We start from the raw sequence: 24,833 nt of genomic DNA, 5'->3' as shown, positions 1-24,833 counted from the left end.
GGGCGTATTCTACCCCCACTTAGCCCTTAATACTAATAACCCTTGTGGTTTTTTAAAGTCGACAATCATGACCCAGAAAAAACGTTCCCCCAGTTCAACCCGCTGGTTAAAAGAACATTTCGACGACCAATACGTCAAGAAAGCCCAGAAGTTGGGACTGCGCTCTCGCGCCGTTTTCAAGATCGATGAGATCCAGGGCAAAGACCGGCTGCTCAAGCCGGGGATGACGGTAGTGGACCTGGGGGCTGCTCCCGGTGGCTGGTCCCAATTTGCCATCGACCAGGTTGGTGACAAGGGGCGCGTCATTGCGTGCGATATTTTGCCGATGGATTCCATTGCCGGTGTCGATTTCCTGCAAGGGGACTTTCGGGAGGAAACTGTACTCGGCGCCTTGCTGGAGCGAGTCGGCCCCGACAAGGTGGATGTCGTCATGTCGGACATGGCACCCAACATGAGCGGCACCCAGCAGGTGGATCAGGCCCGTGCCATGTACCTGGTGGAACTGGCGCTGGACATGTGCAATCAGGTCCTGAGCAGTAATGGCAGTTTTGTAGTCAAGGTGTTCCAGGGGGAGGGGTTTGATGCCTATCTCAATGAAATACGTAGACTTTTCTCTGTCGTCAAGATTCGAAAACCAGACTCGTCCCGTGCCCGTTCACGAGAAGTCTACATTGTGGCTACCGGTTTTAAACTGTAGTACCCTAACCCTCATCGTTAACTGTCAGTCTGCGAGGTCATTGATTTGAGTGACATGGCGAAAAACCTAATCCTGTGGCTGGTCATCGCCGTCGTGCTGATGTCGGTGTTCAATAGCTTCAGCCCCAGCGATACCACCAGTCGCCAGCTGGACTATTCCAGCTTCGTGAAAGAAGTGACCCAGGAGCAGATCCGTGAAGTGCGGATGGATGGCAAGGTCATCAATGGCGTCAAGCGCACCGGTGAACGTTTCACCACCATCATTCCTGCGCCGGATCCCCAACTGCTCAACGACATGCTCAACCATAACGTCAAGGTGATGGGTGAGAAGCCGGAAGAACCGTCCCTGATCACGTCCATCTTCATCTCCTGGTTCCCGATGCTGTTATTGATCGGTGTCTGGGTCTTCTTCATGCGTCAGATGCAGGGCGGTGGCGGCAAGGGTGCCATGTCGTTCGGCAAGAGCAAGGCTCGCCTGATGAGCGAAGATCAGATCAAGACTACCTTTGCCGACGTAGCCGGTTGTGACGAGGCAAAGGAAGAGGTCAAGGAGCTGGTCGACTATCTGCGTGACCCGACCAAATTCCAGAAGCTGGGTGGCAAGATCCCGACCGGCGTCCTGCTGGTAGGTCCTCCCGGTACCGGTAAGACCTTGCTGGCCAAGGCCATTGCAGGCGAGGCCAAGGTGCCGTTCTTCACCATTTCAGGTTCGGACTTCGTGGAAATGTTCGTGGGTGTCGGTGCCTCCCGGGTGCGTGATATGTTCGAACAGGCCAAGAAATCCTCCCCCTGCATTATCTTCATTGATGAGATCGATGCGGTCGGTCGCCAGCGTGGCGCCGGTCTGGGTGGTGGTCACGACGAACGCGAGCAGACCCTGAACCAGATGCTGGTTGAAATGGATGGTTTTGAAGGCAACGAAGGCATCATCGTCATCGCCGCCACCAACCGTCCCGACGTACTGGATCCTGCGCTGCTGCGTCCGGGTCGTTTCGACCGCCAGGTCGTGGTCGGCTTGCCGGATGTTCGCGGTCGTGAGCAGATCCTGAAAGTGCATATGCGCAAGGTACCGCTGGCGGATGACGTCAATCCGGCGCTGATTGCCCGTGGTACCCCTGGTTTCTCCGGTGCCGATCTGGCCAACCTGGTGAACGAGGCTGCCCTCTTCTCTGCTCGCGAGAGCCGCCGAGTGGTCTCCATGCTGGAGTTCGAAAAGGCGAAGGACAAGATCATGATGGGGGCGGAACGTCGCTCCATGGTGATGAAAGAGTCCGAGAAGGAGATGACGGCCTATCACGAAGCGGGTCACGCCATCATTGGTCGCGTGGTGCCGGATCATGACCCTGTCTACAAAGTCTCCATCATTCCGCGCGGCCGTGCGCTGGGTGTGACCATGTACCTGCCGGAACAGGACCGCTGGAGCCACTCCAAGCAGCATCTGGAGTCCATGATCTCCAGCCTGTATGGCGGTCGTCTGGCGGAAGAGCTGATCTACGGTGCCGAGAAGGTATCGACCGGTGCATCCAACGACATCGAACGTGCCACCGACATCGCCCGCAAGATGGTGACCCAGTGGGGCATGTCCGAGCGTCTCGGCCCCATGCTTTACGCAGAAGAGGACGGTGAAGTCTTCCTCGGCCGCAGCATGGCCAAGGCCAAGCACATGTCTGACGATACCGCCCGCATCATCGATGCAGAGGTCAAGCAGGTCATCGATCGCAACTACGATCGTGCCAAGCAGATCCTGCTGGACAACATGGATGTGCTGCACACCATGAAAGATGCGCTGATGAAATACGAAACCATCGATGCCAAGCAGATCGACGATCTGATGGCTCGCCGCGAAGTGCGTGCACCCAGCAACTGGCATGATGAGCACGGTGACACCCCGCAAGGTGGTGCCAGCGTGAACAACGGGCCGGAGGCCAAGGCGCCGGCTGAAGAGGGCAGTGCACCTCTGAGTGACATCGACAAGGCGAACGATGTCCCGGCCAAATAAGTTACCATGATACAAACCCCGGGCTTGCCCGGGGTTTTTCTTTGCACGAAGAGTTTGCCGCTCTTGTCGGAGGTAGTTGAAGCAATGCAGTTAATCAGCAAGGGACGTTCCCTTTCTCTCGACCGTCCCCATGTCATGGGCATTCTCAATGTGACGCCGGACTCCTTTTCAGATGGTGGCCGCTTCAAGCAGATCGATCTGGCGTTGGGTCATGCCCGCGACATGGTGGCCGATGGGGCCACCCTTATCGATATAGGTGGCGAGTCGACCCGCCCGGGCGCCCCCGACGTGAGCGAGCAGGAGGAGCTGGACAGGGTCATCCCCGTGGTGGAGCGCATGGTCGCCGAGCTGGATGTGATGATCTCCCTCGATACCTCCAAGGCGATTGTCATGCGGGAGGGTTGTGCTGCAGGTGGTCACCTCATCAATGATGTCCGCGCCCTGCAAGAGCCGGGAGCGCTGGGCGCGGCGGCCGAGGCTGGTGTGCCGATATGCCTCATGCACATGCAGGGGCAGCCCCGTACCATGCAGGTGGAGCCGCGCTATGACGATCTGGTGGGGGAGGTGAGAGCCTTCTTTGACGAGCGGATTGCCGCTTGTCTGGGGGCCGGTATCCCGCGTGAGCATCTGGTACTGGATCCAGGCTATGGCTTTGGCAAGACGCTGGTGCACAACTATCAGCTGCTGGCCCAGCAGGCGTCACTGCTCGATTACCAACTTCCGCTCTTGGTGGGCATGTCACGAAAGTCTATGATAGGCAACCTGCTTGACCGCCCGGTAGCCGAGCGGTTGGCTGGTAGTCTGGCCTGTGCCCTGATCGGGTTGCAACATGGCGCCAGGATCATCCGGGTGCACGACGTGCGGGCCACCATGGATGTCTTGCGTACAGGCTGGATGACCATGACGGGACAAGATTTCATATCCAAATAGAAAAACGAGAAACAGACAATGACCAGAAAGTACTTCGGCACCGACGGCGTGCGCGGCAAGGTGGGTGAATACCCGATCACCCCGGATTTCGTCATGAAACTGGGCTGGGCCGCCGGCAAGGTGCTCTCCAAGAAAGGGACCAAGAAGGTGCTGATCGGCAAGGATACCCGTATCTCCGGTTACATGCTGGAGTCGGCATTGGAGGCGGGGCTCTCCGCCGCCGGTCTCAAAGCCATATTGATGGGACCCATGCCCACCCCTGCGGTTGCCTACCTGACTCGCACCTTCCGTGCCGAAGCCGGCATCGTCATCAGTGCATCCCACAACCCCTATTACGACAACGGCATCAAGTTCTTCTCCGCCGACGGCACCAAGCTGCCCGATGATGTCGAGCTGGCCATCGAAGCCGAGCTCGACAACGAACTCAAGTGCGTGGAGTCCGCGGAGCTTGGCAAGGCGCAACGCATCGATGATGCGGCTGGTCGCTACATCGAATTCTGCAAGAGCACCTTCCCCTCCAATCTGAGCCTGGAAGGGCTGAAAATGGTGGTGGATTGCGGTCATGGTGCCACCTACCACATCGCCCCTTCCGTCTTCCGCGAACTGGGTGCCGAAGTCATCGCCATCGGCTGCAGCCCGGATGGGCTCAACATCAATGACGGCGTCGGTTCCACCGCACCGGAGGCGCTGGCCGCCAAGGTCCAGGAATGCAAGGCCGATCTCGGCGTTGCCTTCGACGGTGACGGCGACCGTCTGGTGATGGTGGATAGCACAGGTTACATCATCGACGGAGATGAGATCCTCTACATCATCGCCCGGGACGCCCTGCGCCATGGCCGCCTCAAGGGCGGTGTGGTGGGCACCCTGATGGCCAACATGGGGCTGGAGCTGGCGCTTCAGACCCTGGGCATCCCCTTTGCCCGTGCCAAGGTAGGTGACCGCTACGTGCTTGAGATGATGAACGAGAAGGGCTGGCGCATCGGGGGCGAAAACTCCGGTCACATCATCTGCCTGGATCAGACCACCACGGGGGATGGTATCGTCGCCGCCCTGCAGGTGCTGACGGCCATGCGCAGTGCCGAGATGCCGCTTGCCAAATTGCGTTCGGGCATGAGCAAGTTCCCGCAAGTGCTGGTCAATGTGCGCTTCGCCGAAGGCAAGGATCCGCTGACCTCCAGTGCCGTTCAGCAGGAAGTGGCGGCAGTGGAGCAGGAACTGGCCGGCCGTGGCCGGGTGCTGTTGCGCAAATCTGGCACCGAGCCCCTGATCCGGGTCATGGTCGAAGGTGAACACGAACAGCAGGTGCGCGATATGGCAGAGCGCATCGCCAAACAGGTCGAGTCGGCGTTTTAATGAACAGCCAAGGCGGTTTTTTAGTCGCCTTGGTTGTATCTTGTTCAAACGATTCGAAAATTTGAAAATAGCACTTGTCAGCTGAGCATCCTCTGGATATTATCAGCCCCGCTTTCGCAAGGGAGTTGCCGATGGGACATCGCAAGCCGTTTGTAGCAGCCAACTGGAAGTTACACGGTAGTAGGTCGCAGTTAGAGCAGTTTACGAATCACTGCACAGAGCGCATTGATGAAGACGTAGATGTGGTCTTATGTCCATCCCATGTGCATCTCGGTTTCACGGCCGAACTGCTCGGTGAGCAGGGAAGAGTGAAGCTGGGGGCTCAGAACGTAAGCCAGCACAGACAGGGCGCTTATACGGGTGAAGTTTCGTGTGAGATGCTGGTCGAGGCAGGTTGCCGATATGTACTTGTTGGCCACTCCGAGCGCAGGCGTCTCTTTGGTGAGACCAGTTTTATCGTCGCAGAGAAGTTTGCGGCAGTCAGAGCAGCAGGTCTGATACCCATGCTTTGTCTGGGTGAGTCAGGAGCAGCGAGGCAGGCAAGAAGAACCTTCGAGGTGATTGCCGAGGAACTGGACATCGTCATAGAGAAAAATGGCGCGATGGCTTTCGATAATGCTATCATCGCCTACGAGCCAATCTGGGCTGTAGGTACAGGTAAATGCGCCACACCCGAGCAGGCACAAGAGGTTCATTCCTTTATTCGCAGTCGCTTGGCGGAGGATACTCCGGTAATAGGTGAGAAAGTCAGAATCATCTATGGTGGGAGCGTGACACCAGCCAATGCACAAGATTTGTTTGCGCAGCCCGATATTGATGGCGGTCTGATAGGCAGGGCAAGTCTTGATGGCGATGCGTTTTTAGGAATAGTTGAAGCGGCAAAGGGTGCAAGTTAAATGTACGAGATTCTTTTGGTCGTTTATCTGCTGGTATCGCTGGCTCTGATTGGTCTGGTGATGATTCAGCAAGGTAAAGGGGCTGATATGGGCGCCTCCTTCGGCGCAGGGGCATCGAATACTGTATTCGGCTCCGGTGGTTCAGGCAGTTTCCTGACCCGCACAACAGCGATTTTGGCTACTCTGTTTTTCTTGATCAGTCTGGTTCTGGGTTCCATGTCCAGCAACAAGGTAAAACAGGGTAGTGAATGGGAAAATCTGCAACAGACTCAACAAGTTGAGCAGAGCAAAGCGCCAGTAAAGAAAGATACTGACGTTCCCGAATAAGAGTTTTGCCGTGGTGGTGGAATTGGTAGACACGCTATCTTGAGGGGGTAGTGCTCTAGGGTGTGCGGGTTCGAGTCCCGCCCACGGCACCAATTAAGCAGTGAACCCGGGTAACCGGGATGTTATAGCCGCTGAGTCTTGTCTCACGAGAGTGAAGTGGCTATAATCTCGCACGATTTCGGACGCGGGGTGGAGCAGCATGGTAGCTCGTCGGGCTCATAACCCGAAGGTCGTCGGTTCAAATCCGGCCCCCGCAACCAAATTTCACGCATTTCCTACGCTCAGGAAGGCGGTCGCTGCGAGGCGACAATCAGGGTAAAGCGCCAAGCCCCGATTTGACATCGGGGCTTTTTGTTATGTGCAATTTACTCTGAATCTATTTCTATCTGGGCTATATGCCCTTTTTTCGTTTTTCGGAGGGTGACTTTGGCTACGTTGGAACAACGTTTGACCGATCTGCTCGAGGCTCCGGTCGTTGCCTTGGGTTTTGAACTGTGGGGTATCGAGTTTATCCGTGCGGGTAAGCACTCGACCTTGCGCGTTTTCATCGACTCGGAGCAAGGCGTGACGGTGGAAGACTGTGCCGAGGTGAGCCGCCAGGTCGGCGCCATCATGGATGTCGAAGATCCCATCACCGAGGAGTACTACCTTGAGGTGTCTTCCCCGGGTCTGGATCGTCCACTGTTCAAGGTCGCCCAGTTCGAAAAATACGTTGGCCAGGAGGCGGCGGTAACGCTTCGGATGGCAACAAACAACCGCCGCAAGTTCAAAGGCGTAATCAAAGCCGTGCAGGGGGACATGATCACTCTGACGGTAGATGGTAAGGACGAGGTGTTGGCTTTCACCAATATCCAAAAAGCGAACATAGTGCCGAACTTTGGTTAACGAGGCTATCGGATATGAATAAAGAGATTTTGCTGGTCGTTGACGCTGTGTCCAACGAGAAGGCTGTCCCACGCGAGAAGATTTTCCAGGCTCTGGAGACTGCGCTGGCGACTGCGACCAAGAAAAAATACGAAGGCGAGATTGAAGTGCGTGTCGAGATCGATCGCAAGACCGGTGACTATGACACCTATCGCCGTTGGGTCGTGGTGGCCGATCAGGCTTCCATGGAGAACCCGTACGGGGAAATCACTCTCGAAGCCGCTCAGATCGAGCAGCCGGATATCCAGATCGGCGACTATGTTGAAGACCAGATTGACTCTGTGACCTTCGACCGTATCACCACCCAGACCGCCAAGCAGGTCATCGTGCAGAAAGTGCGCGAGGCCGAGCGTTCCCAGGTCGTTGACCAGTTCAAGGACAAGGAAGGCACCATCATCAGCGGCGTGGTCAAGAAGAGCAACCGCGACAACGTGATCCTGGATCTGGGCAGCAATGCCGAAGCCGTGATCTTCCGTGACGACATGTTGCCCCGTGAGACCTTCCGTCCCGGCGACCGCATCCGTGGCCTGCTCTACGCCGTGCGTCCGGAAGCCCGTGGTTCCCAGCTGTTCGTCAGCCGCTCCAGCCCGGACTTCCTGAAAGAGCTGTTCCGCATCGAAGTGCCGGAAATCGGCGAAGAGATGATTGAAATCATGGGCGCTGCCCGTGATCCGGGTTCCCGCGCCAAGATCGCGGTGAAGACCAACGATCGTCGTATCGACCCGATCGGTGCCTGTATCGGCATGCGTGGTGCCCGCGTTCAGGCCGTCTCCGCCGAGCTGAGCGGTGAGCGTGCCGACATCGTGCTGTACGATGACAACCCGGCCCAATACGTGATCAACGCCATGGCGCCAGCCGATGTGGCCTCCATCATCGTCGATGAAGACAACCACACCATGGACATCGCCGTGGAAGCCGCCAACCTGGCCCAGGCCATCGGCCGCAACGGTCAGAACGTGCGTCTGGCCTCCCAGCTGACCGGTTGGGAACTGAACGTGATGACCGTCGAGGACATGCGTGCCAAGCACCAGGCCGAGAACGACCGCATCATGAACCTGTTCACCAGCACCCTCGATATCGACGACGATTTCGCCGGCCTGCTGATGGAAGAGGGCTTCTCCACCCTGGAAGAGATTGCCTTCGTCCCGGTCAACGAGCTGCTGGCCATCGACGGTCTGGATGAAGACATGGTCGAAGAGCTGCGCAAGCGTGCCAAGGATGCCCTGACCACCAAGGCCCTGGCCAAAGAAGAATCCTTTGAAGGCGTCGAGCCTTCCGAAGAACTGCTCAATCTCTCCGGCCTCGGCCGTGAAATGGCCTATGCCCTGGCCGCTCGCGGTGTCGGCACCCTGGAAGATTTGGCAGAGCAAGGTATCGATGACCTTGCCGACATCGAAGAGTTGACCGCCGAGAAGGCAGGTGAGCTCATTATGGCTGCTCGCAATATCTGTTGGTTCGGAGAAGAGCAGTCTGAATAAGGTCAAACGGAGGAAAATGAATGGCAGAAGTATCAGTTAAGCAACTTGCCACTGACATCGACACGCCGGTTGATCGTCTTCTCCAGCAGTTTGTCGATGCCGGCATCGTGAAGAGCAAGGCCGACGACATGGTCAGCGAGTCTGAGAAACAGACTCTGCTGGCACATCTGAAGAAACAGCATGGAGGTGACGAGGTCACCGCACCTGCTCGCATGACCTTGCAGCGCAAGACCAAGAGCACCCTGAGTGTTCAGGGGACTGGTGGCAAGAACAAGGAAGTGCAGGTAGAAGTGCGCAAGTCTCGCACCTATGTAAGACGCTCGGCGCTGGAAGATGAACAGCGCCAGGCGGAAGCCGAGGAAACAGCGCGTTTGGAAGCAGAAGAAAAAGCTCGTCGCGAGGCCGAAGAGAAGGCCCGCCTCGACGCTGAAGAGAAGGCTCGCCGTGAGGCTGAGCAGGCTCGTCGTGAAGCTGAGGAAAAGGCGCGGATCGAGGCACAACAGAAGGCTCGACAGGCTCAACAGCCCGCCAAAGCAGCCGTTAGCACAGCTCAGCAAGAGGCAGAAAAGATGGCCAAGCGCGAAGCAGAAGAACTGAAGCGCCAACAGGAACAGACAGCTTTGCAAAAAGCTGAAGAACTCGCCGCGAAGAAAGCCGAAGAGGCTCGCATCATGGCGGAACAGAATGCGGCCCGCTGGGCTGAAGAAGAAGCGGCTCGCGCCAAAGAGAGCAGCGATTACCATCTGACCACCAACAAGCACGCGCAAGCGGCCGAAGATGAGTTGGATCGTAAGGAAGAGACCAGCCGTCGCACGGCTGCCGCTGCCAAGGCGCCGAAGAAAGTCGGCCGTCGCGAAGACGACCGCAATGACCGCAACTCCCGCGATCCCCGTGCCCGCAAAGGCAAGCGTGGCAAGATGGCCATGCCGAACGCCATGAAACACGGCTTCAACAAGCCGGCTGCCGTGGTCAACCGTGACGTCGTCATCGGCGAGACCATCACCGTGGCGGAGCTCGCCAACAAGATGGCCGTCAAGGGCGTTGAAGTCATCAAGGTGATGATGAAGATGGGTGCCATGGCCACCATCAACCAGGTGATCGACCAGGAGACCGCTCAGCTGGTCGCCGAGGAGATGGGTCACAAGGTAGTGCTGCGCCGTGAGAACGAGCTGGAAGAGGCGGTACTTAGCGATCGTGACGAGACCTCCGAAGCCAAGCCGCGTGCGCCGGTCGTGACCATCATGGGTCACGTCGACCACGGCAAGACCTCGCTGCTGGACTACATCCGTAAAGCCAAGGTCGCGGCGGGCGAAGCCGGTGGCATTACCCAGCACATCGGTGCGTACCACGTCCAGACCGACAGCGGGATGATCACCTTCCTGGATACCCCGGGTCACGCGGCGTTTACCTCCATGCGTGCTCGTGGTGCCAAGGCGACCGACATCGTTGTGCTGGTTGTTGCAGCTGACGACGGCGTGATGCCGCAAACCATCGAAGCTATCCAGCACGCCAAGGCGGCCGGTGTGCCGCTGGTTGTTGCGGTGAACAAGATCGACAAGCCTGAAGCGGATCCGGATCGCGTCAAGACCGAGCTGGCCCGTTACAACGTCATGTCCGAAGACTGGGGTGGCGATTGCCAGTTCGTGCACGTCTCCGCCAAGTCTGGCGAAGGCATCGACGACCTGCTGGAAGCCATCCTGATCCAGGCCGAAGTGCTGGAGCTGAAAGCGGTGGTTGACGGCATGGCCAACGGCGTCGTGATCGAATCCTTCCTGGATAAAGGTCGTGGTCCGGTTGCCACCGTGCTGGTACAGGAAGGTACTCTGCGTCAGGGCGACATCGTGCTGTGCGGTCTCGAATACGGCCGGGTGCGCGCCATGCGTGACGAACTGGGTCGCGAGATCAAGGAAGCGGGTCCGTCCCTGCCGGTGGAAATCCTCGGCCTGTCCGGTGTTCCCTCTGCCGGTGACGAAGCCACGGTCGTGCGTGACGAGAAGAAAGCCCGTGAAGTGGCGCTCTACCGTCAGGGCAAGTTCCGCGAAGTCAAGCTGGCTCGCCAGCAGAAGGCCAAGCTGGAAAACATGTTCGCCAACATGACCGAGGGCGAAGTGTCCGAAGTGAACGTGGTGATCAAGGCCGATGTACAAGGCTCTGTGGAAGCGATCTGCGATGCGCTGGTCAAACTCTCCACCGACGAAGTGAAGGTGAAGATCGTGGGTTCCGGCGTAGGTGGCATCACCGAAACCGACGCGACCCTGGCCGCGGCTTCCAGCGCCATCCTGGTGGGCTTCAACGTCCGTGCCGACGCTTCTGCGCGCAAGGTCATCGAATCCGAGAGCCTGGATCTGCGTTACTACTCCGTCATCTATGACCTGATCGACGAAGTGAAGCAGGCCATGAGCGGCAAGCTGGCTCCTGAGTATCGTCAGGAGATCATCGGTCTGGCTGAAGTGCGTAGCGTCTTCAAGTCGCCGAAGTTCGGCGCCGTTGCCGGCTGTATGGTTACCGAAGGTGTGGTCAAGCGTTCCAACCGCATTCGCGTTCTGCGTGACAACGTGGTTATCTATGAAGGCGAGCTGGAATCCCTGCGCCGCTTCAAGGATGACGTCAACGAAGTTCGCAACGGCTACGAGTGTGGTATCGCGGTCAAGAACTACAACGACGTGCGTGAAGGCGACCAGATCGAGGTGTACGAGACCGTTGAAATTCAGCGGACTCTGTAAGCCGAGCGTTAGACAAAATAGGGGGCCGCGGCCCCCTTTTATCGCAGGATAGAATATGGCCAGAGAATTCAGCCGGACCCGTCGGGTCGGGCAGCAGATCCAGCGTGAAATCGCGCTGATCCTGCAGCGCGAGGTGAAAGACCCGCGCATCGGCATGGTGACCGTCTCCGACGTGGAGGTCTCCAAGGACCTCAACTATGCCAAGGTTTATGTCACCTTCTTGCAACTGGAGAATGACGCCGAGCGCATCAAGGAAGGGCTCAAGGGCCTGACCGAGGCTGCCGGTTACATCCGCAGCCTGCTGGGCAGCGCCATGCGTCTGCGGGTGGTGCCCGAGCTGCGTTTCTACTACGACCAGACCCTGGTCGAGGGGATGCGCCTCTCCAACCTGGTGACCAACACTGTGCGTGAAGACAAGCGTCGCATGACTGAAGCCGGTCGTGACGAAGAGCAATCCGCACCGGATGACACGACTGAGGATAACGCCTGAGATGTCTCGTAGACGTCGTTTCAAAGGCCGTGACGTACACGGCATCCTGCTGCTGGACAAACCGACCGGCCTGACTTCCAACGATGTGTTGCAGAAGGTCAAGCGGATCTACAACGCCGCCAAGGCCGGCCATACCGGCGCCCTGGACCCCCTGGCCACCGGCATGTTGCCGATCTGCCTCGGGGAGGCCACCAAGTTCTCCCAGTATCTGCTGGAAGCGGACAAGCGCTATGAAGTGACCGCCAAGCTGGGCGAGCGCACCAATACCAGCGACTCCGACGGCGAGGTGGTCTCCACCCGTCCGGTGAACGTGGCCGTGGGTACCCTGATCGAGGCGCTGGACCAGTTCCGCGGCCCCATCATGCAGGTGCCGTCCATGTACTCCGCCCTCAAGCACAACGGCCGTCCGCTCTACGAATATGCCCGTGAAGGGATCGAGATCGAGCGGGAAGCCCGTCCCATCACCATCTTCGAACTCAAGCTGCTCGGCTTCGAGGGGAACGAGGTGAAGCTGGAAGTGCATTGCAGCAAGGGTACCTATATCCGTTCCCTGGTGGACGATCTCGGTGAAGTGCTGGGCTGTGGCGCTCACGTCACCCAGTTGCGTCGCACCCAGGTGGCGAGCTACCCCTACGAGCGGATGCTGACCCTGGAGCAGCTCGAGTGTATCTTCGAGCAGGCCAAGGCCGAAAGCATTCCGCCACGGGAGCAGCTAGATCCCCTGCTGCTGCCGATGGACACCGCCGTGGCCTCCCTGCCCGAGGTAAACATGCTGGTCGCCGTGGCCGCCTATGTGAACCAGGGTCAGGCCGTGCAGGTGGCAGGTAGCCCCCAAAGTGGCCAGGTCCGCATGACGGTTGGCCCGGAGCGCGAATTCATCGGGGTTGGCGAGATCGATGACGAGGGGCGCGTGGCGCCCAAGCGTCTGGTTCGCTACCACGACGAGGAGTGATCCTCAGGCGGTATCGGTCTGTCACGCGTCTTTCCCGTTGCGAAAAGGGGCGGGGACGATTATGATACCGCCCTCATTTCACGGCTGAATTAGAGATTGGCTGTGAACCTTTAAACACTCTACTGGAGTAATACCATGTCTCTAAATGCTGAGATCAAAGCTCAAATCGTTGCCGACAACGCTCGTGGCGCCAACGACACCGGTTCCCCCGAAGTGCAAGTTGCCCTGCTGACTGCCCAGATCAACCATCTGCAAGGTCACTTCAAGGAGCACGCCAAGGATCACCACGGTCGTCGCGGTCTGCTGCGCATGGTTTCCCAGCGTCGTAAGCTGCTGGACTACCTGAAGCGTAAAGACGTTCAGCGTTACGCTGCTCTGATCGCCAAGCTGGGTCTGCGTCGTTAATCGACCATCAGATTTCGCAAAAAAGGGGAACCGCGAGGTTCCCCTTTTTTATTGCCCGTTTCAAACAGGATGCAGGCCGTTGCCTGCCTCACAGAATTGACGTCCGCGCTTACCTTTTGATGCGAATCAAGTATACTTGCACGCGAATTTAAAGCGCCAAATTGTTAAAAGGAAATTCACGTGAATCCTATTGTAAAGTCATTCCAGTACGGTCAACACACCGTCACACTGGAAACCGGTGTGATGGCCCGTCAAGCCACTGCGGCCGTCATGGTCAGCATGGACGATACCTGTGTCTTCGTGACTGTCGTTGGCAAGAAAGAGGCCGATCACGGCCGTGATTTCTTCCCGCTGACCGTCAACTATCAGGAGCGTACCTATGCTGCTGGTCGTATCCCGGGTGGTTTCTTCCGTCGTGAAGGCCGTCCGAGCGAGGGTGAGACCCTCATCTCCCGTCTGATCGACCGTCCCATCCGTCCGCTGTTCCCGGAAGGCTTCCTCAATGAGGTTCAGGTGGTTGCCACCGTCATGTCCGTGAACCCGGCCGTTTCTCCCGACATCGTTGCCATGATCGGTGCCTCCGCGGCCCTGGCCATCTCCGGCATCCCGTTCGGCGGCCCGATCGGTGCAGCCCGCGTGGGTTACATGAACGGCCAGTACGTGCTGAACCCGACCACCACCGAACTGCCCCAGAGCGATCTGGATCTGGTGGTTGCCGGTACTGCCAATGCGGTGCTGATGGTGGAATCCGAAGCGGCCATCCTCTCCGAGGAGGTGATGCTGGGCGCCGTGGTCTACGGTCACGAGCAGATGCAGACCGTGATCAACGCCATCAACGAATTCGCTGCCGACGTCGGTACCAAGCCCTGGGACTGGACCCCTCCTGCCGTCAACGAAGCGCTGAAAGCCAAAGTTGCCGAACTGGCCACAGCTGAACTGGGTGAAGCCTACCGCATCACCGAGAAGGCTGTTCGTTACGAAACCATCGCAGCCATCAAGGGCCGCGTGGTCGAGCAAGTCATCGCATCCGGCGTGGAAGAAGATGCCAAGAAGATCGGCGAAGAGTTCCACAGCCTGGAGAGCCGCATCGTCCGTGGTCGCGTCGTACGTGGTGAGCCGCGTATCGACGGTCGCGATCCGGAAATGATCCGCGCCCTCTCCGTCGGTACCGGCATCCTGCCCCGTGCCCACGGCTCTGCCCTGTTCACCCGTGGTGAAACCCAGGCCATCGTGGTGGCCACTCTGGGTACCGAGCGTGACGCCCAGAACATCGACGAGCTGACCGGCAATCGCGCCGATCGCTTCATGCTGCACTACAACTTCCCGCCCTACTGCGTCGGCGAGACCGGCATGATGGGCAGCCCGAAGCGTCGTGAAATCGGTCACGGTCGTCTGGCCAAGCGCGGCGTTGCTGCCGTGATGCCGAGCGCCGCCGAGTTCCCGTACGTGGTGCGCGTGGTCTCTGAAATCACCGAATCCAACGGTTCCTCCTCCATGGCGTCTGTCTGTGGTTCCTCCCTGGCGCTGATGGATGCCGGTGTGCCGATCAAGGCCTCCGTTGCCGGTATCGCCATGGGTCTGGTGAAGGAAGAAGAAGGTTTCGTCGTGCTGTCCGACATCCTGGGTGACGAAGATCACCTGGGCGACATGGACTTCAAGGTAGCCGGTACCAGCGAAGGTGTGACCGCGCTGCAGATGGACATCAAGATCGAAGGCATCACCAAAGAGATCATGGAGATTGCCCTGAAGCAAGCTCGTGGCGCTCGTCTGCACATCCTGAAGGTGATGGACGAAGCTATCCAGGCTCCCCGTGCTCAGATCTCCGATTTCGCACCGCGCATCCACACCATCAAGATCAATCCTGAAAAGATCAAGGACGTGATCGGCAAGGGTGGTTCCGTGATCCGCGCACTGACCGAAGAGACCGGCACCAACATCGAGCTGGATGATGACGGTACCGTTCGCATCTCCGCCGTGGCCAACGAAGCCGCCATGGAAGCGATCCGTCGCATCGAGGCCATCACCGCCGAGATCGAAGTGAACCGCATCTACGAAGGCAAGGTCGTGCGCCTGGCTGACTTCGGCGCCTTCGTCAACATCCTGCCGGGTAAAGACGGTCTGGTGCACATCTCCCAGATCACCGATGCCCGCGTGCAGAACGTGGCCGACTTCCTGAAAATCGGCGACGTGGTGAAGGTGAAGGTACTGGAAGTGGACCGTCAGGGCCGTGTGCGTCTCTCCATCAAGGAAGCGAACGCACCGACCGAAGCGGCTGCTGCTCCTGCTGCCGTTGCCGTCGAAGAGCCGGCTGCCGAATAAGGCTGCCGTATGTGAAAGAGCCGACCCTTGGGTCGGCTTTTTTGTGCCTGTCGCCCGGCATGGCGCAGATTGTCTCCTTGTTCCTTTTGGCGCCCCTTGATATAAGGGACGACCCCGCTTCGTTGGCAAAAGGAATTGCAGCATGTCATGGGCCTACCTCAGGCAGTTTCCTTCCCTGGTCTGGATCGTCATCCTGGGCACTTTCATGGTGCGTACCACCTTCTTCATGGTCTGGCCCTTTCTCTCCATCCTGCTCTACCGTGACTACGGACTTTCGGCGACCCTGATAGGCTCCATCCTGGGGGCCACGGCGGCGCTTTCCACTCTCGTCAGCTTCTATGGCGGCTGGCTCTCGGACAAATGGGGGCGGCGCAACATCCTGCTGTTCGGCTGCCTGGTTTCCGCCGCCAGCGTGGCCCTGCTCGGCCTCTCCCACCAGGTGGGCTGGCTGGCACTCGGGGTGATCGGCAGCGGACTCTCCTACGGGCTCATCGACTCACCGGGCAAGGCACTGATGGCCGACAATCTGGCCGAGCCCAAAGCCCGTGAGCTGGCGCTGCACCTGCGTTATTTCCTGCTCAACCTGGGGGCGGCCATCGGTCCTCTGCTCGGCGTCACCTATGGCCTGAGTGCGCGTCAGGAGACCTTCCTGTTGCTCAGTGCCAGCTATCTGCTGCTTGGCATCGTCTTTGTCATCGGGTTCAGGCTGGCGGGTTGCCACACCAGCCAGGCGGCCGGGCCCGGCATGCGTGCCGTGCTGCGGGTGCTCTGGCAGGACAGGGGGTTTCTGCTGCTGATCATGGCCAATCTGCTGCTGATGCTGGTCTACGCCCAGTTCGAGTCGCCCCTCATCCAGTATCTGACCCGCGCGGGGACGCCGGAGGTGGAGCGGCTCATCGGCTGGCTGGTGACGACCAACGCGCTGACCATAGTGATGCTGCAGTTCCCCCTGCTGCACCTGACTGCCCGCTGGTCCACGCGGCGCAAGCTGCAACTCGGGGTGGCGCTCTTTCTCGGCGCCCAGTTGCAGTTTGCGCTGGGGGATACCGCCATCTGGTGGCACTGGATAGTGGCGGTGATCCTCCTGAGCGTCGGGGAGTGCATCCTCTTCCCCTTGCTCAATGTGCTGATCGATCAGATGGCGCCTGGTCATTTGAAGGGGAGCTATTTCGGGGCGGCCTCCATCTCCGGACTCGGGGTGGCCATGGGGGCCTTGCTGGGAGGCTGGGTGCTGGCCCACTGGGGCGGGAGCTGGCTTTACGCCCTGATGGCGCTGCTCTGCCTGGTGATCCTGATGCTCTATGGTCTGAGTACCCGGACCTCGCGCCCTGCGCTGGTCCGGGCCGGGCCCTGACGGCTAGAAGGTCAGCACCTTGTCGGCGGCCAGAGTCCATTGGGCCAGCAAGGGGAGGGTGCCTATCTCTATGCCCTCGACAAGGGGTAGCGGGGTGATGCCGCGCGCATCGGTGCAGCTCTTGCAAAGCCGGATCCGGGTGCCCTGAGCCAGCAGTATCTCCAGCATCTGGCGCAGGTTGTAGCCCTCGGCCGGAGCCTGCCCGGCGAGGGCCGCAGTGACGGCATCCGACATCAGGAAGAGGTTGAGGTCTACCTTTCCCTCCTCTTTGAGGGCGATGCCGAGGCGCAGGGCATTGAACAGGGACTCGCTGCCATAGGGGGCGCCGTTGGCAATGATGAGAATGTGTTGGGTCATGTGGCTCTCCTGATTGAAAGGGCCATTGTAGCCTCGGCGAAAGCGGCCCGGCATGATGCAGAGCACACTCTGTCGTAGCCCGGCCCCGTGTGTCTTGACCTCACACAGGGAGTCAGGTCTCATGGACGGCCATCCAGTATGACAGAACAAAGAGGTTGTTATGTGGAAGATCGCTGGAATAGGCTTATTGTTGTTGGCCGGACAAGCCTATGGTAGTGAAAACATCGGCTGCAAGGCCAGACAGCAGGCCGTGACGGATCAGCTTGCGTTCGCCAGGGCGCACAACAACCAGGAGCAGGTAGCCGGCCTTGAGCGGGCACTGCGCAACCTGGAGGCCCATTGTACCGATGCCGGGCTCCTTGAGGAGCAGCAACGCAAGGTGGTCAAGCAGAGGGAAGAAGTGGAAGAGCGGCTGGCCGAGTTGCAGAGCGCACGGGTATCGGGCAAGCCGGACAAGATTGCCAAGAAGCAGTCCAAGCTGGAGGAGTCCCAGGCCGAGTTGCTGGAAGCCCAGCGCGAACTCGAGGCGCTGCAAAAACTGGTCAAACCCTGAGGGAAGGGCAGTGCAATAGAAAAAGCCGGGCATGCCCGGCTTTTTCTATTTCTGGATAATGCACACCACGAGTGTCAGACCCTGACTGCCTGTGCATCCGCACAAACGTCTCCATCAGCTGATCTTCGGTTTCCACCCTATGGACGGGATCCCGGAGGATGCCGCACATGGGGCACAGACGCTGATGCAGGCGTTACTGCCTGTGCATCCGCACGAACTTTTCCATCAGCTGATCTTCGGTCTCCACGTGGGCGGGATCCCGGAGGATGCCGTCCATGGGGCGCAGACGCTGATGCAGGTGCCGGTGCTACAGCTACTGCCTGTGCATCCGCACGAACTTTTCCATCAACTGATCTTCGGTCTCCACGTGGGCGGGATCCCAGATGATGCAATCGATGGGGCAGACGCTGATGCAGGTCGGCTTCTCATAGTGGCCGACGCATTCGGTGCAGCGATCCGGGTCTATCTCGTAGATCTTGCTCCCCAGGGTGATGGCCTGGTTCGGACACTCCGGATCGCACATGTCACAGTTGATGCACTTGTCGGTGATGAGCAGTGCCATCTCAGGCCGCCGAGTGAGGTTGACGGGTATCCTCTCGCTCGCCGAGATTGCGCAGCAGGATGCCGTAATTCACGTCGATCTCCTTGGGAACCGGCACGTAGACCACGTGGCCGTTGCCCGGTGCGGTGTCGATGAGCTCGCCCTTGCGGTTCTGCATCTGCTCCAGGTTGAAGCTGAGGTTGCCCTGGGGGGTCATCAGCTCCAGGCTGTTGCCCAGCAGGAACTTGTTCTTCACCTCGACTTCGACCATGTCACCGTTGCGACCGGTGATCTCGCCGACGAACTGCTGGGTGTCGGAGACGGAGTAACCGTAGTCGTAGTTCTGGTATTCGCTGTGGTTGTGACGGCGCAGGAAGCCCTCGGTGTAGCCGCGGTGGGCCAGGTTCTCGAGGGTGCCCATCAGGGTCGGATCGAACGGACGGCCAGCCACTGCATCGTCGATGGCCTTGCGATAGACCTGGGCGGTACGGGCGCAGTAGTAGAAGGACTTGGTACGGCCTTCGATTTTCAGGGAATGAACGCCCATTTTGGTCAGGCGCTCAACGTGCTCGACGGCGCGCAGATCCTTGGAGTTCATGATGTAGGTGCCGTGCTCGTCTTCAAACGCAGTCATGAACTCGCCCGGACGGTTGGACTCTTCCAGCAGCACCAGGGCATCGGTTGGCTTGCCTGCGCCCAGAGTCGGATCCACCTTTTGCACGGCGATGGGCTCCTGGCGGTGGACGATCTGGCCCACGTCATCTTCCTTGCCCTCGTGCACCTTGTACTCCCAGCGGCAGGAGTTGGTGCAGGTGCCCTGATTGGGGTCACGCTTGTTGATGTAGCCGGAGAGCAGGCAGCGGCCGGAGTAGGCCATGCACAGCGCCCCGTGGACGAAGACTTCCAGTTCCATCTCCGGCACCTGCATGCGGATCTCCTCGATCTCGTCGAGAGACAGCTCGCGGGAGAGGATGGCACGGGTCAGGCCCATCTGATGCCAGAACTTCACCGTGGCCCAGTTGACCGCGTTGGCCTGCACCGAGAGGTGGATAGGCATGTCGGGGAAGGCTTCGCGCATCATCATGATGAGGCCGGGATCGGACATGATGAGTGCATCCGGCTTCATATCCACCACGGGGCGCATGTCACGGATGAAGGTCTTGAGCTTGGAGTTGTGGGGCTGAATGTTGGCCACCACATAGAACTGCTTGCCGAGGGCATGGGCCTCGTTGATGCCGAGCTGCAGATTCTCGTGATCGAATTCGTTGTTGCGTACCCGCAGGCTGTAGCGCGGCTGGCCCGCATAGACGGCGTCTGCGCCATAGGCATAGGCGTAGCGCATGTTCTTGAGGGTCCCGGCAGGGGAGAGCAATTCTGGTCTGAACATGTTGGACTCTTTTATCTGATTGCAAATCAGGACGGCGCCACCTGATGGCGTCGTGTGGGTTCATCGGTGGCGCGACCGTCTTCGACGCACGGCCATCCGATGGGGGTACATCGGAGCAGGAGGTGACTCGATACTCCGGATATACGGGGTGCGAGATTGTACTCGTGACCGCCTCGTCATGCAATTTGGGACGGCCTTGGCATGCCTGCGCCATGTTCATTTTACGCTCAGACTGGGGTTGCTAGAGTGCAAGGGGTGAAAGATGCCCCTGAGTTGGCTGTGAAATGGATCTTTTCGGCGAAAAAGACCATCTCCAAGTTGAAATTTTGCCCTGCTCGGGAAAGAATGCGCGCTCGGTTGTTGGTCCCCGGTGACGGGCCCACAAGAGACCGATGATGAGCAGGGCAAAGGCCCACAGGAACAGGAAACCATACAGGAATTTTATGAATCCCCTTCGCATTGCCGCTTCGGCTCTTTTATGTACGCTGGCGCTGGTCAGCCAGCAGGCCGCCGCCGTTGAATACCAGCTGCCTGCAGCCAACAGCCGCCTGATCGGTGAGAACCAGGAATACGTGGTGCCCGCAGACAACCGTCCGCTGGAGCAGATCGCCTCTGACTTCCAGCTGGGTCTGACCAACATCATGGAAGCCAACCCGGGCGTCGACCCCTACCTGCCCAAGGCGGGCAGCACGCTGATCATTCCCCATCAGCTGATCCTGCCCAACGCTCCCCGCGAAGGGATCGTCATCAACGTGGCGGAGATGCGTCTCTATTACTACCCGAAGGGCAAGAACGTGGTGCATGTGCTGCCCATCGGCATCGGCCAGCTCGGGGTCAACACCCCGGAGAACTGGATCACCAAGGTTGAGCGCAAGCGTGCCAACCCGACCTGGACCCCGACCGAGAATATCCGTCGCCGCTACGCCGCTCAGGGCAAGACCCTGCCCGCGGTCTGGCCGGCCGGCCCGGACAACCCCATGGGCCTGCACGCGCTCTACATCGGCAACCTGTACGCCATCCACGGCACCAACGCCACCTTCGGCATCGGTCTGCGGGTGAGCAGCGGCTGCGTGCGCCTGCGCGCCGACGACATCAAGTACCTGTTCGATCACGTGCCGGTCGGCACCCGCGTCCAGTTCGTCAACCAGCCGGTCAAGACCACGGTCGAGCCGGATGGCGGTCGCTACATGGAAGTGCACGAGCCGCTGTCGCGCACCGAGGAAGAGTTCAACTCCACCGCCTCCGTGCCGCTGCCCATGACCCCGGCGACCACCCGCTTCATCGCCCACGCTGACAGCGATTCCAACGTGGTCAAGCAGGTGCTGGAACAGCGTACCGGCATCCCGACCCGCCTCAATCCAGAGGCGTAATGGCCGGCAGTGCAGTTAAACAACAACGGCGACCATCAGGTCGCCGTTGTTGTTTGTGCGTATCCGGACGTCAGCTGGCTGGTGGGGCATAGAGGGCCAGCCAGTTGCCTTCGGTATCCTCGATGATGACCCTGGACCCATGACCACTGCCGATGCTGTGCAGGGGTTCGAGCACCCGCCCGCCGAGCCGTGGGACCAGCAGCTCCGCCTCCTGCAGCCTGTCACCGAGGGAGAGATAGATGAGGGGACCGGCACCGCCGGGCTGGTGATATTTGTCCATGGGGCCGAGACAGGCCGCCGCGTTGTTGCCGTCGTGGCGCAGCATGGCAAAGCGCATGGTCTCTTCCTGGATGGGGGTGACCTGCACATCGAGCAGGGCCGAGTAGAAGTCCATGGCGCGATCCAGATCCCGTGTCGGAATATCGGCCCAGACCAGGGTGTTGTCCATCGTCGTATTCTCCAGAGTTCCCGGCCAACGCGGTCGGTGGCTCTTTGAGGTTAGAAGTGGCTGTCGGGGAGCGCCATGGATAAAAAAAGCGGCGCCTGATGGCGCCGCTTGAAGGGAGAGGAGCCGAGTAAGGCTCCCCCTCTTATTTGCCGGCAATGCTGAGCCCGCCAAAGCGAATGAGCGGCGCATAGAAGTCCTTGCCATCGTCGTGGTGCAGCTGGTTGCCGACCGCTTCCAGTTCCCCGAGCAGACGATAGAAGTTGCCCGCCACTGTGATGCCGCGTACCGGCGCCACGCGCTCGCCATTGCGGCAGAGGAAGCCGGAGGCGCCGAACGAGAAGTCGCCGCTCACCGCATCGGCCCCGGAGTGCAGGCCGTCCAGCTTGACCAGCTCCAGGTACTCACCGCTTTGTACCTCGGCCTCGCCGTGGGGGCCGAGCCCGAACACCAGGTGACGAGGGGCCACGTCCAGGGCACTGCGGGCACTGCGGGCGGCTGCACCGTTGCTCGTCACGCCGAAGTGGCGGGCGGTGGCGCTGTTGTGCAGCAGGGTCTTGAGCTCCCCCTCGCCGATGAGCAGGAGATCCGAAGTGGCGGCCCCTTCGCCGTCAAACGCCTTGATCTTCATGCCCCCCGGCATATAGGCACGACTCTCCAGGGTGAGCCAGCGAGAAGCCACGCTTTGGCCCAGCTTGTCGCGCCAGGGGTTGATCCCCTGCTGGGCCCACTTGCCAGACAGGGCGGACTGGAAGCAGCCAAACAGGCTGGCAAAGCAGTGGGTGCTGAAGATGACGCTGTAGCGACCGCTCGGCACCGCCTCACCCATCAGCAGGCCATCGGCCACGGCGTGGATCTGGCGGATGAGAGGTTGGCTCTCCAACTCGTCGAAGCGCCGTGCGTACTGTCCCTGGTAGTGCATGGACTGGCGGCCCTCCCGCTCGATGAGAGCGGAGCTGTGGCAGCCGACGCTGAATTCCTGATGTTCGCAGAGGCTGCCCTGGCTGTTGGCAAGCCAGAGGCGGCTCTCCCCCTCGAAGAAGCCGTTGTAGGGGGCGCCGGTCACGTCCGGCAGGGCCAGCATGTCGGACTCGAGGCGCAGGGTCAGGGCGATCTTCTCTTCCACCGCCGTGGTGTCGGCCTGATGTATCTCGGCGCAGTCGGTGATGAGCCTGCTCTGCTGCACTGTGATGCGCTGATCCGGGTCCACCTTGGCGAAGCGGCTGGCATCCAGCGCATCCTGCACCATGGCGGCCAGGGCCGACGCGTCGAGGGACTCGGAATAGGCGATGCCGACCCGGCCTTCCTTGATGAGGCGAATGCCGATCTGCTGGCTGCTGGTGACCTTGTATTCACTGAGTTCGCCCTTGTCGGCCTTGAGGGAGAAGGCCTTCTCCTGATTGGCGATGACGTCTGCCTCGGCACCCAGATCGGCGACCTGGTCCAGCAGACGGGCAAGCAGTTGGTTCATGTCGAGCTGGCTCATCAGGCGTTCCCTCCGACCAGAATGCTGTCAACCTTGAGCGGCGGCTGGCCGACCGAGGCGGGAATGGATCCGGAGACCGAGCCGCACATGCCGGCGGAGAGGGCCAGATCGCGCCCCACCATGGAGATCTCCTTCAATACCTGCGGGCCGGTGCCGATCAGGGTGGCCGACTTGAGGGGCCGGGTGATCCTGCCCCCCTCGATGAGGTAGGCCTCCTGCACGTTGAAGTTGAACTCGCCGGTACCGGGCTGCACAGAGCCACCCCCCATCCGCTTGGCATAGATGCCGTGTTCCACGGTTGCCAGCATGTCGTCGAGGCTGTAGTTGCCCGGTTCGATATAGGTGTTGCGCATGCGGGAGGCAGGGGCGAACTTGTAGGATTCCCGGCGCCCGGAACCGGTGCGGGCGTAGCCGGTGCGAAGGGCCCCCATTCTGTCCACCAGGAAGCCGGTCAGCACGCCGTCCTTGATGAGCTGGGTGTGCTGGGTCGCCATCCCCTCGTCATCGACGTTGATGGAGCCCCAGGCGTTGCCCTGCAAGCCCTCGTCCACCGCGCTGACCGCGGGGTTGGCGATGAGCTGGCCCATCTTGTCGTGGAACACGGATGCCTTCTTGGCCACCGAGGTGGTCTCCAGCAGGTGACCGCACGCCTCGTGGAAGATGACGCCGCCAAAGCCGCTCTCCATGATGACCGGCAGCTTGCCGCTCGGGCAGGGGGCGGCTCCCAGCTTCACCAGTGCCTGGCGGGTGGCGGTGAGAGCCAGCTCGCGGGGATCGATGCTCTCGGCATGCTCCCATCCCTTCATGGCACCCGGGGCTTCATAACCTACGCTCTGCTCGCCCCCGTCCAGGGCGATGGTCTGGGCCATGATGCGGTTGTAGTGGCGGCGATCGCTCACCTGGACTCCTTCGCTGTTGAAGATCTCTAACTCCTGCTCCCAGCCGAGCACGTTGCCCGAGAACTGGCTCACCTTGTCGCTCTCGGCGCGGGCCGCAGCGTCCATGGCATGCAGGTAGGCGATCTTCTGCTCCAGCAGCTTGTCGGCCGACAGCGGCAGAGCGATCGGGTTGCGGTCGGTCAGGGGGGTGAAGTCAAAGGCAGTGGCGGTGACTACGGGGTCACGCCTGTCCTTGGCCGCCAGCAGGGTAACGATGCGCAAGAGCTCGTTGCGATCGGCCAGATTGGTGTAGCCGTAGAGCACCTTGTGGCCGTAGCACAGGCGAACGCCGATACCGAAGTCGAGACCACCGCTGATGTTCTCTATCTGGCTGGAGAGCAGGCTGAGCTGGCTGCGGCGCTTGCGCTCCACAAACAGCTCGGCGAAGTCGGCACCCAGCGCCAGCGCGTGATCGAGCACGTCGCGGGCGATGGCGGGGGCCAACAGGGAGAATGAAGTCATAGAATATCCTTTTCTGGTCTGTCCGTTTGCTTCCGACACCCGGCGTTGTGTTGTTATGGGGTGTCGACCTCATTGTTGCAGACCAGAAGCAAAAAGTCGCTATAGCGTCAGCCGATGATACCAAACGAGAAAATCGGTGCGATTTATGCGCCCGGTAGCCCGAGCGCAGGCTACCGGCAGGGGAGGTTGGCGCCGCTCATGGCGCTCGCTTGATATGAGGTCGACCCACTGCTCGATACGGGGTCGATCTGGTCGTCCATTGGCTGGCGTCGTCGAACATCCAGGCGATCAGGGTCAGAGGAGTTCGTGGATCTCGCTCAGGATCTGGTCGACCCACAGCTCGATACGGGGTCGATCTGGTCGTCCATTGGCTGGCGTCGTCGAACATCCAGGCGGTCAGGGTCAGAGCAGTTCGTGGATCTCGCTCAGGATCTGGTTGACCCACTGC

Annotated in this window: 22 protein-coding genes, 2 tRNA genes and 1 pseudogene; 18 read left to right on the top strand and 7 right to left on the bottom strand. The window is 59.9% G+C overall.

The window, feature by feature from the left end; all coding sequences use genetic code 11:
- Positions 1–67 precede the first annotated feature (67 nt).
- The 16 genes from rlmE to I6L48_RS19775 all read left to right on the top strand — a co-directional run bounded on the left by rlmE (position 68) and on the right by I6L48_RS19775 (position 16,846).
- A complete protein-coding gene (rlmE, locus tag I6L48_RS19850) occupies positions 68–697 on the top strand; it encodes a 23S rRNA (uridine(2552)-2'-O)-methyltransferase RlmE (protein ID WP_010675375.1) in 630 nt (209 codons plus the stop codon).
- A gap of 45 nt (positions 698–742) precedes the next feature.
- Positions 743–2,695 carry an ATP-dependent zinc metalloprotease FtsH gene (ftsH, locus tag I6L48_RS19845; protein ID WP_041212504.1) on the top strand — a complete coding sequence of 651 codons (1,953 nt, stop codon included), beginning with the start codon at positions 743–745 and terminating at the stop codon, positions 2,693–2,695.
- Between the two features lie 84 nt (positions 2,696–2,779).
- The gene (gene folP / locus I6L48_RS19840) at positions 2,780–3,625 is read left to right on the top strand and encodes a dihydropteroate synthase (protein ID WP_216987635.1); all 846 of its coding nucleotides are present in this window, start codon (positions 2,780–2,782) and stop codon (positions 3,623–3,625) included.
- Between the two features lie 18 nt (positions 3,626–3,643).
- Positions 3,644–4,978, top strand: coding sequence for a phosphoglucosamine mutase (gene glmM, locus I6L48_RS19835; protein WP_039040289.1), 1,335 nt, complete (start codon positions 3,644–3,646; stop codon positions 4,976–4,978).
- Positions 4,979–5,109: 131 nt separating this feature from the next.
- Positions 5,110–5,874 carry a triose-phosphate isomerase gene (gene tpiA, locus I6L48_RS19830; RefSeq protein WP_216987634.1) on the top strand — a complete coding sequence of 255 codons (765 nt, stop codon included), beginning with the start codon at positions 5,110–5,112 and terminating at the stop codon, positions 5,872–5,874.
- A complete protein-coding gene (gene secG / locus I6L48_RS19825) occupies positions 5,875–6,201 on the top strand; it encodes a preprotein translocase subunit SecG (protein WP_010633113.1) in 327 nt (108 codons plus the stop codon).
- Positions 6,202–6,208: 7 nt separating this feature from the next.
- A tRNA-Leu gene (locus I6L48_RS19820) sits at positions 6,209–6,293 on the top strand.
- A 91-nt stretch (positions 6,294–6,384) separates the two neighbouring features.
- Positions 6,385–6,461: transfer RNA gene (locus I6L48_RS19815), tRNA-Met, on the top strand.
- A 166-nt stretch (positions 6,462–6,627) separates the two neighbouring features.
- Positions 6,628–7,086, top strand: a complete 459-nt coding sequence (gene rimP / locus I6L48_RS19810; protein ID WP_010675370.1) for a ribosome maturation factor RimP — start codon at positions 6,628–6,630, stop codon at positions 7,084–7,086.
- A 14-nt stretch (positions 7,087–7,100) separates the two neighbouring features.
- Positions 7,101–8,603: a transcription termination factor NusA gene (gene nusA, locus I6L48_RS19805; RefSeq protein WP_010675369.1), complete on the top strand. Its 1,503-nt coding sequence runs from the start codon at positions 7,101–7,103 to the stop codon at positions 8,601–8,603.
- A gap of 20 nt (positions 8,604–8,623) precedes the next feature.
- Positions 8,624–11,326, top strand: a complete 2,703-nt coding sequence (gene infB, locus I6L48_RS19800; RefSeq protein ID WP_041212506.1) for a translation initiation factor IF-2 — start codon at positions 8,624–8,626, stop codon at positions 11,324–11,326.
- A 55-nt stretch (positions 11,327–11,381) separates the two neighbouring features.
- Complete coding sequence (gene rbfA, locus I6L48_RS19795; protein WP_010675366.1) at positions 11,382–11,816, top strand: 30S ribosome-binding factor RbfA; 435 nt, start codon at positions 11,382–11,384, stop codon at positions 11,814–11,816.
- A gap of 1 nt (position 11,817) precedes the next feature.
- Positions 11,818–12,768 carry a tRNA pseudouridine(55) synthase TruB gene (gene truB, locus I6L48_RS19790; RefSeq protein WP_041215670.1) on the top strand — a complete coding sequence of 317 codons (951 nt, stop codon included), beginning with the start codon at positions 11,818–11,820 and terminating at the stop codon, positions 12,766–12,768.
- A 135-nt stretch (positions 12,769–12,903) separates the two neighbouring features.
- Complete coding sequence (rpsO, locus tag I6L48_RS19785; protein WP_010675364.1) at positions 12,904–13,173, top strand: 30S ribosomal protein S15; 270 nt, start codon at positions 12,904–12,906, stop codon at positions 13,171–13,173.
- A gap of 180 nt (positions 13,174–13,353) precedes the next feature.
- Positions 13,354–15,492, top strand: coding sequence for a polyribonucleotide nucleotidyltransferase (gene pnp, locus I6L48_RS19780; RefSeq protein WP_029314766.1), 2,139 nt, complete (start codon positions 13,354–13,356; stop codon positions 15,490–15,492).
- 142 nt (positions 15,493–15,634) lie between these two features.
- On the top strand, positions 15,635–16,846 hold the full coding sequence (locus I6L48_RS19775; protein WP_216987633.1) for an MFS transporter: 1,212 nt from the start codon (positions 15,635–15,637) through the stop codon (positions 16,844–16,846).
- A 3-nt stretch (positions 16,847–16,849) separates the two neighbouring features.
- On the opposite strand, the gene I6L48_RS19770 is transcribed toward I6L48_RS19775, so the two are convergent.
- Complete coding sequence (locus I6L48_RS19770) at positions 16,850–17,203, bottom strand: DsrE/DsrF/TusD sulfur relay family protein (RefSeq protein WP_010675361.1); 354 nt, start codon at positions 17,201–17,203, stop codon at positions 16,850–16,852.
- Between the two features lie 160 nt (positions 17,204–17,363).
- On the opposite strand from I6L48_RS19770, the gene I6L48_RS19765 reads away from it, so the two are divergent.
- Positions 17,364–17,756, top strand: a complete 393-nt coding sequence (locus tag I6L48_RS19765) for a DUF1090 domain-containing protein (protein WP_039041125.1) — start codon at positions 17,364–17,366, stop codon at positions 17,754–17,756.
- A gap of 193 nt (positions 17,757–17,949) precedes the next feature.
- Here the strand turns inward: I6L48_RS19765 and I6L48_RS20850 are convergent.
- The 3 genes and pseudogenes from I6L48_RS20850 to yegQ form a co-directional block, all read right to left on the bottom strand.
- Positions 17,950–18,053: pseudogene (locus I6L48_RS20850) on the bottom strand (ferredoxin); the annotation flags it as partial.
- Positions 18,054–18,069: 16 nt separating this feature from the next.
- Positions 18,070–18,318 carry a YfhL family 4Fe-4S dicluster ferredoxin gene (locus I6L48_RS19760; RefSeq protein ID WP_010675358.1) on the bottom strand — a complete coding sequence of 83 codons (249 nt, stop codon included), beginning with the start codon at positions 18,316–18,318 and terminating at the stop codon, positions 18,070–18,072.
- A 1-nt stretch (position 18,319) separates the two neighbouring features.
- Complete coding sequence (gene yegQ, locus I6L48_RS19755; RefSeq protein ID WP_010675357.1) at positions 18,320–19,684, bottom strand: tRNA 5-hydroxyuridine modification protein YegQ; 1,365 nt, start codon at positions 19,682–19,684, stop codon at positions 18,320–18,322.
- A gap of 443 nt (positions 19,685–20,127) precedes the next feature.
- Between yegQ and I6L48_RS19750 the strand changes: the two genes are divergently transcribed.
- Positions 20,128–21,054 (top strand): L,D-transpeptidase family protein, encoded by a 927-nt coding sequence (locus I6L48_RS19750; protein WP_041212511.1) that lies wholly within the window; start codon positions 20,128–20,130, stop codon positions 21,052–21,054.
- Between the two features lie 70 nt (positions 21,055–21,124).
- On the opposite strand, the gene I6L48_RS19745 is transcribed toward I6L48_RS19750, so the two are convergent.
- The 3 genes from I6L48_RS19745 to I6L48_RS19735 all read right to left on the bottom strand — a co-directional run bounded on the left by I6L48_RS19745 (position 21,125) and on the right by I6L48_RS19735 (position 24,385).
- Positions 21,125–21,502, bottom strand: coding sequence for a VOC family protein (locus I6L48_RS19745; RefSeq protein WP_216987632.1), 378 nt, complete (start codon positions 21,500–21,502; stop codon positions 21,125–21,127).
- A 142-nt stretch (positions 21,503–21,644) separates the two neighbouring features.
- Positions 21,645–22,985 (bottom strand): TldD/PmbA family protein, encoded by a 1,341-nt coding sequence (locus I6L48_RS19740; protein ID WP_216987631.1) that lies wholly within the window; start codon positions 22,983–22,985, stop codon positions 21,645–21,647.
- Positions 22,985–24,385 carry a TldD/PmbA family protein gene (locus tag I6L48_RS19735; protein WP_216987630.1) on the bottom strand — a complete coding sequence of 467 codons (1,401 nt, stop codon included), beginning with the start codon at positions 24,383–24,385 and terminating at the stop codon, positions 22,985–22,987. Before I6L48_RS19735 ends, I6L48_RS19740 begins: the two co-directional genes overlap by 1 nt.
- Positions 24,386–24,833 lie beyond the last annotated feature (448 nt).

This window comes from Aeromonas sp. FDAARGOS 1418 (assembly GCF_019048585.1).
GTDB classification, from domain to species: Bacteria; Pseudomonadota; Gammaproteobacteria; order Enterobacterales; family Aeromonadaceae; genus Aeromonas; species Aeromonas caviae.
This window is presented reverse-complemented; position numbering and strand designations above follow the sequence as displayed.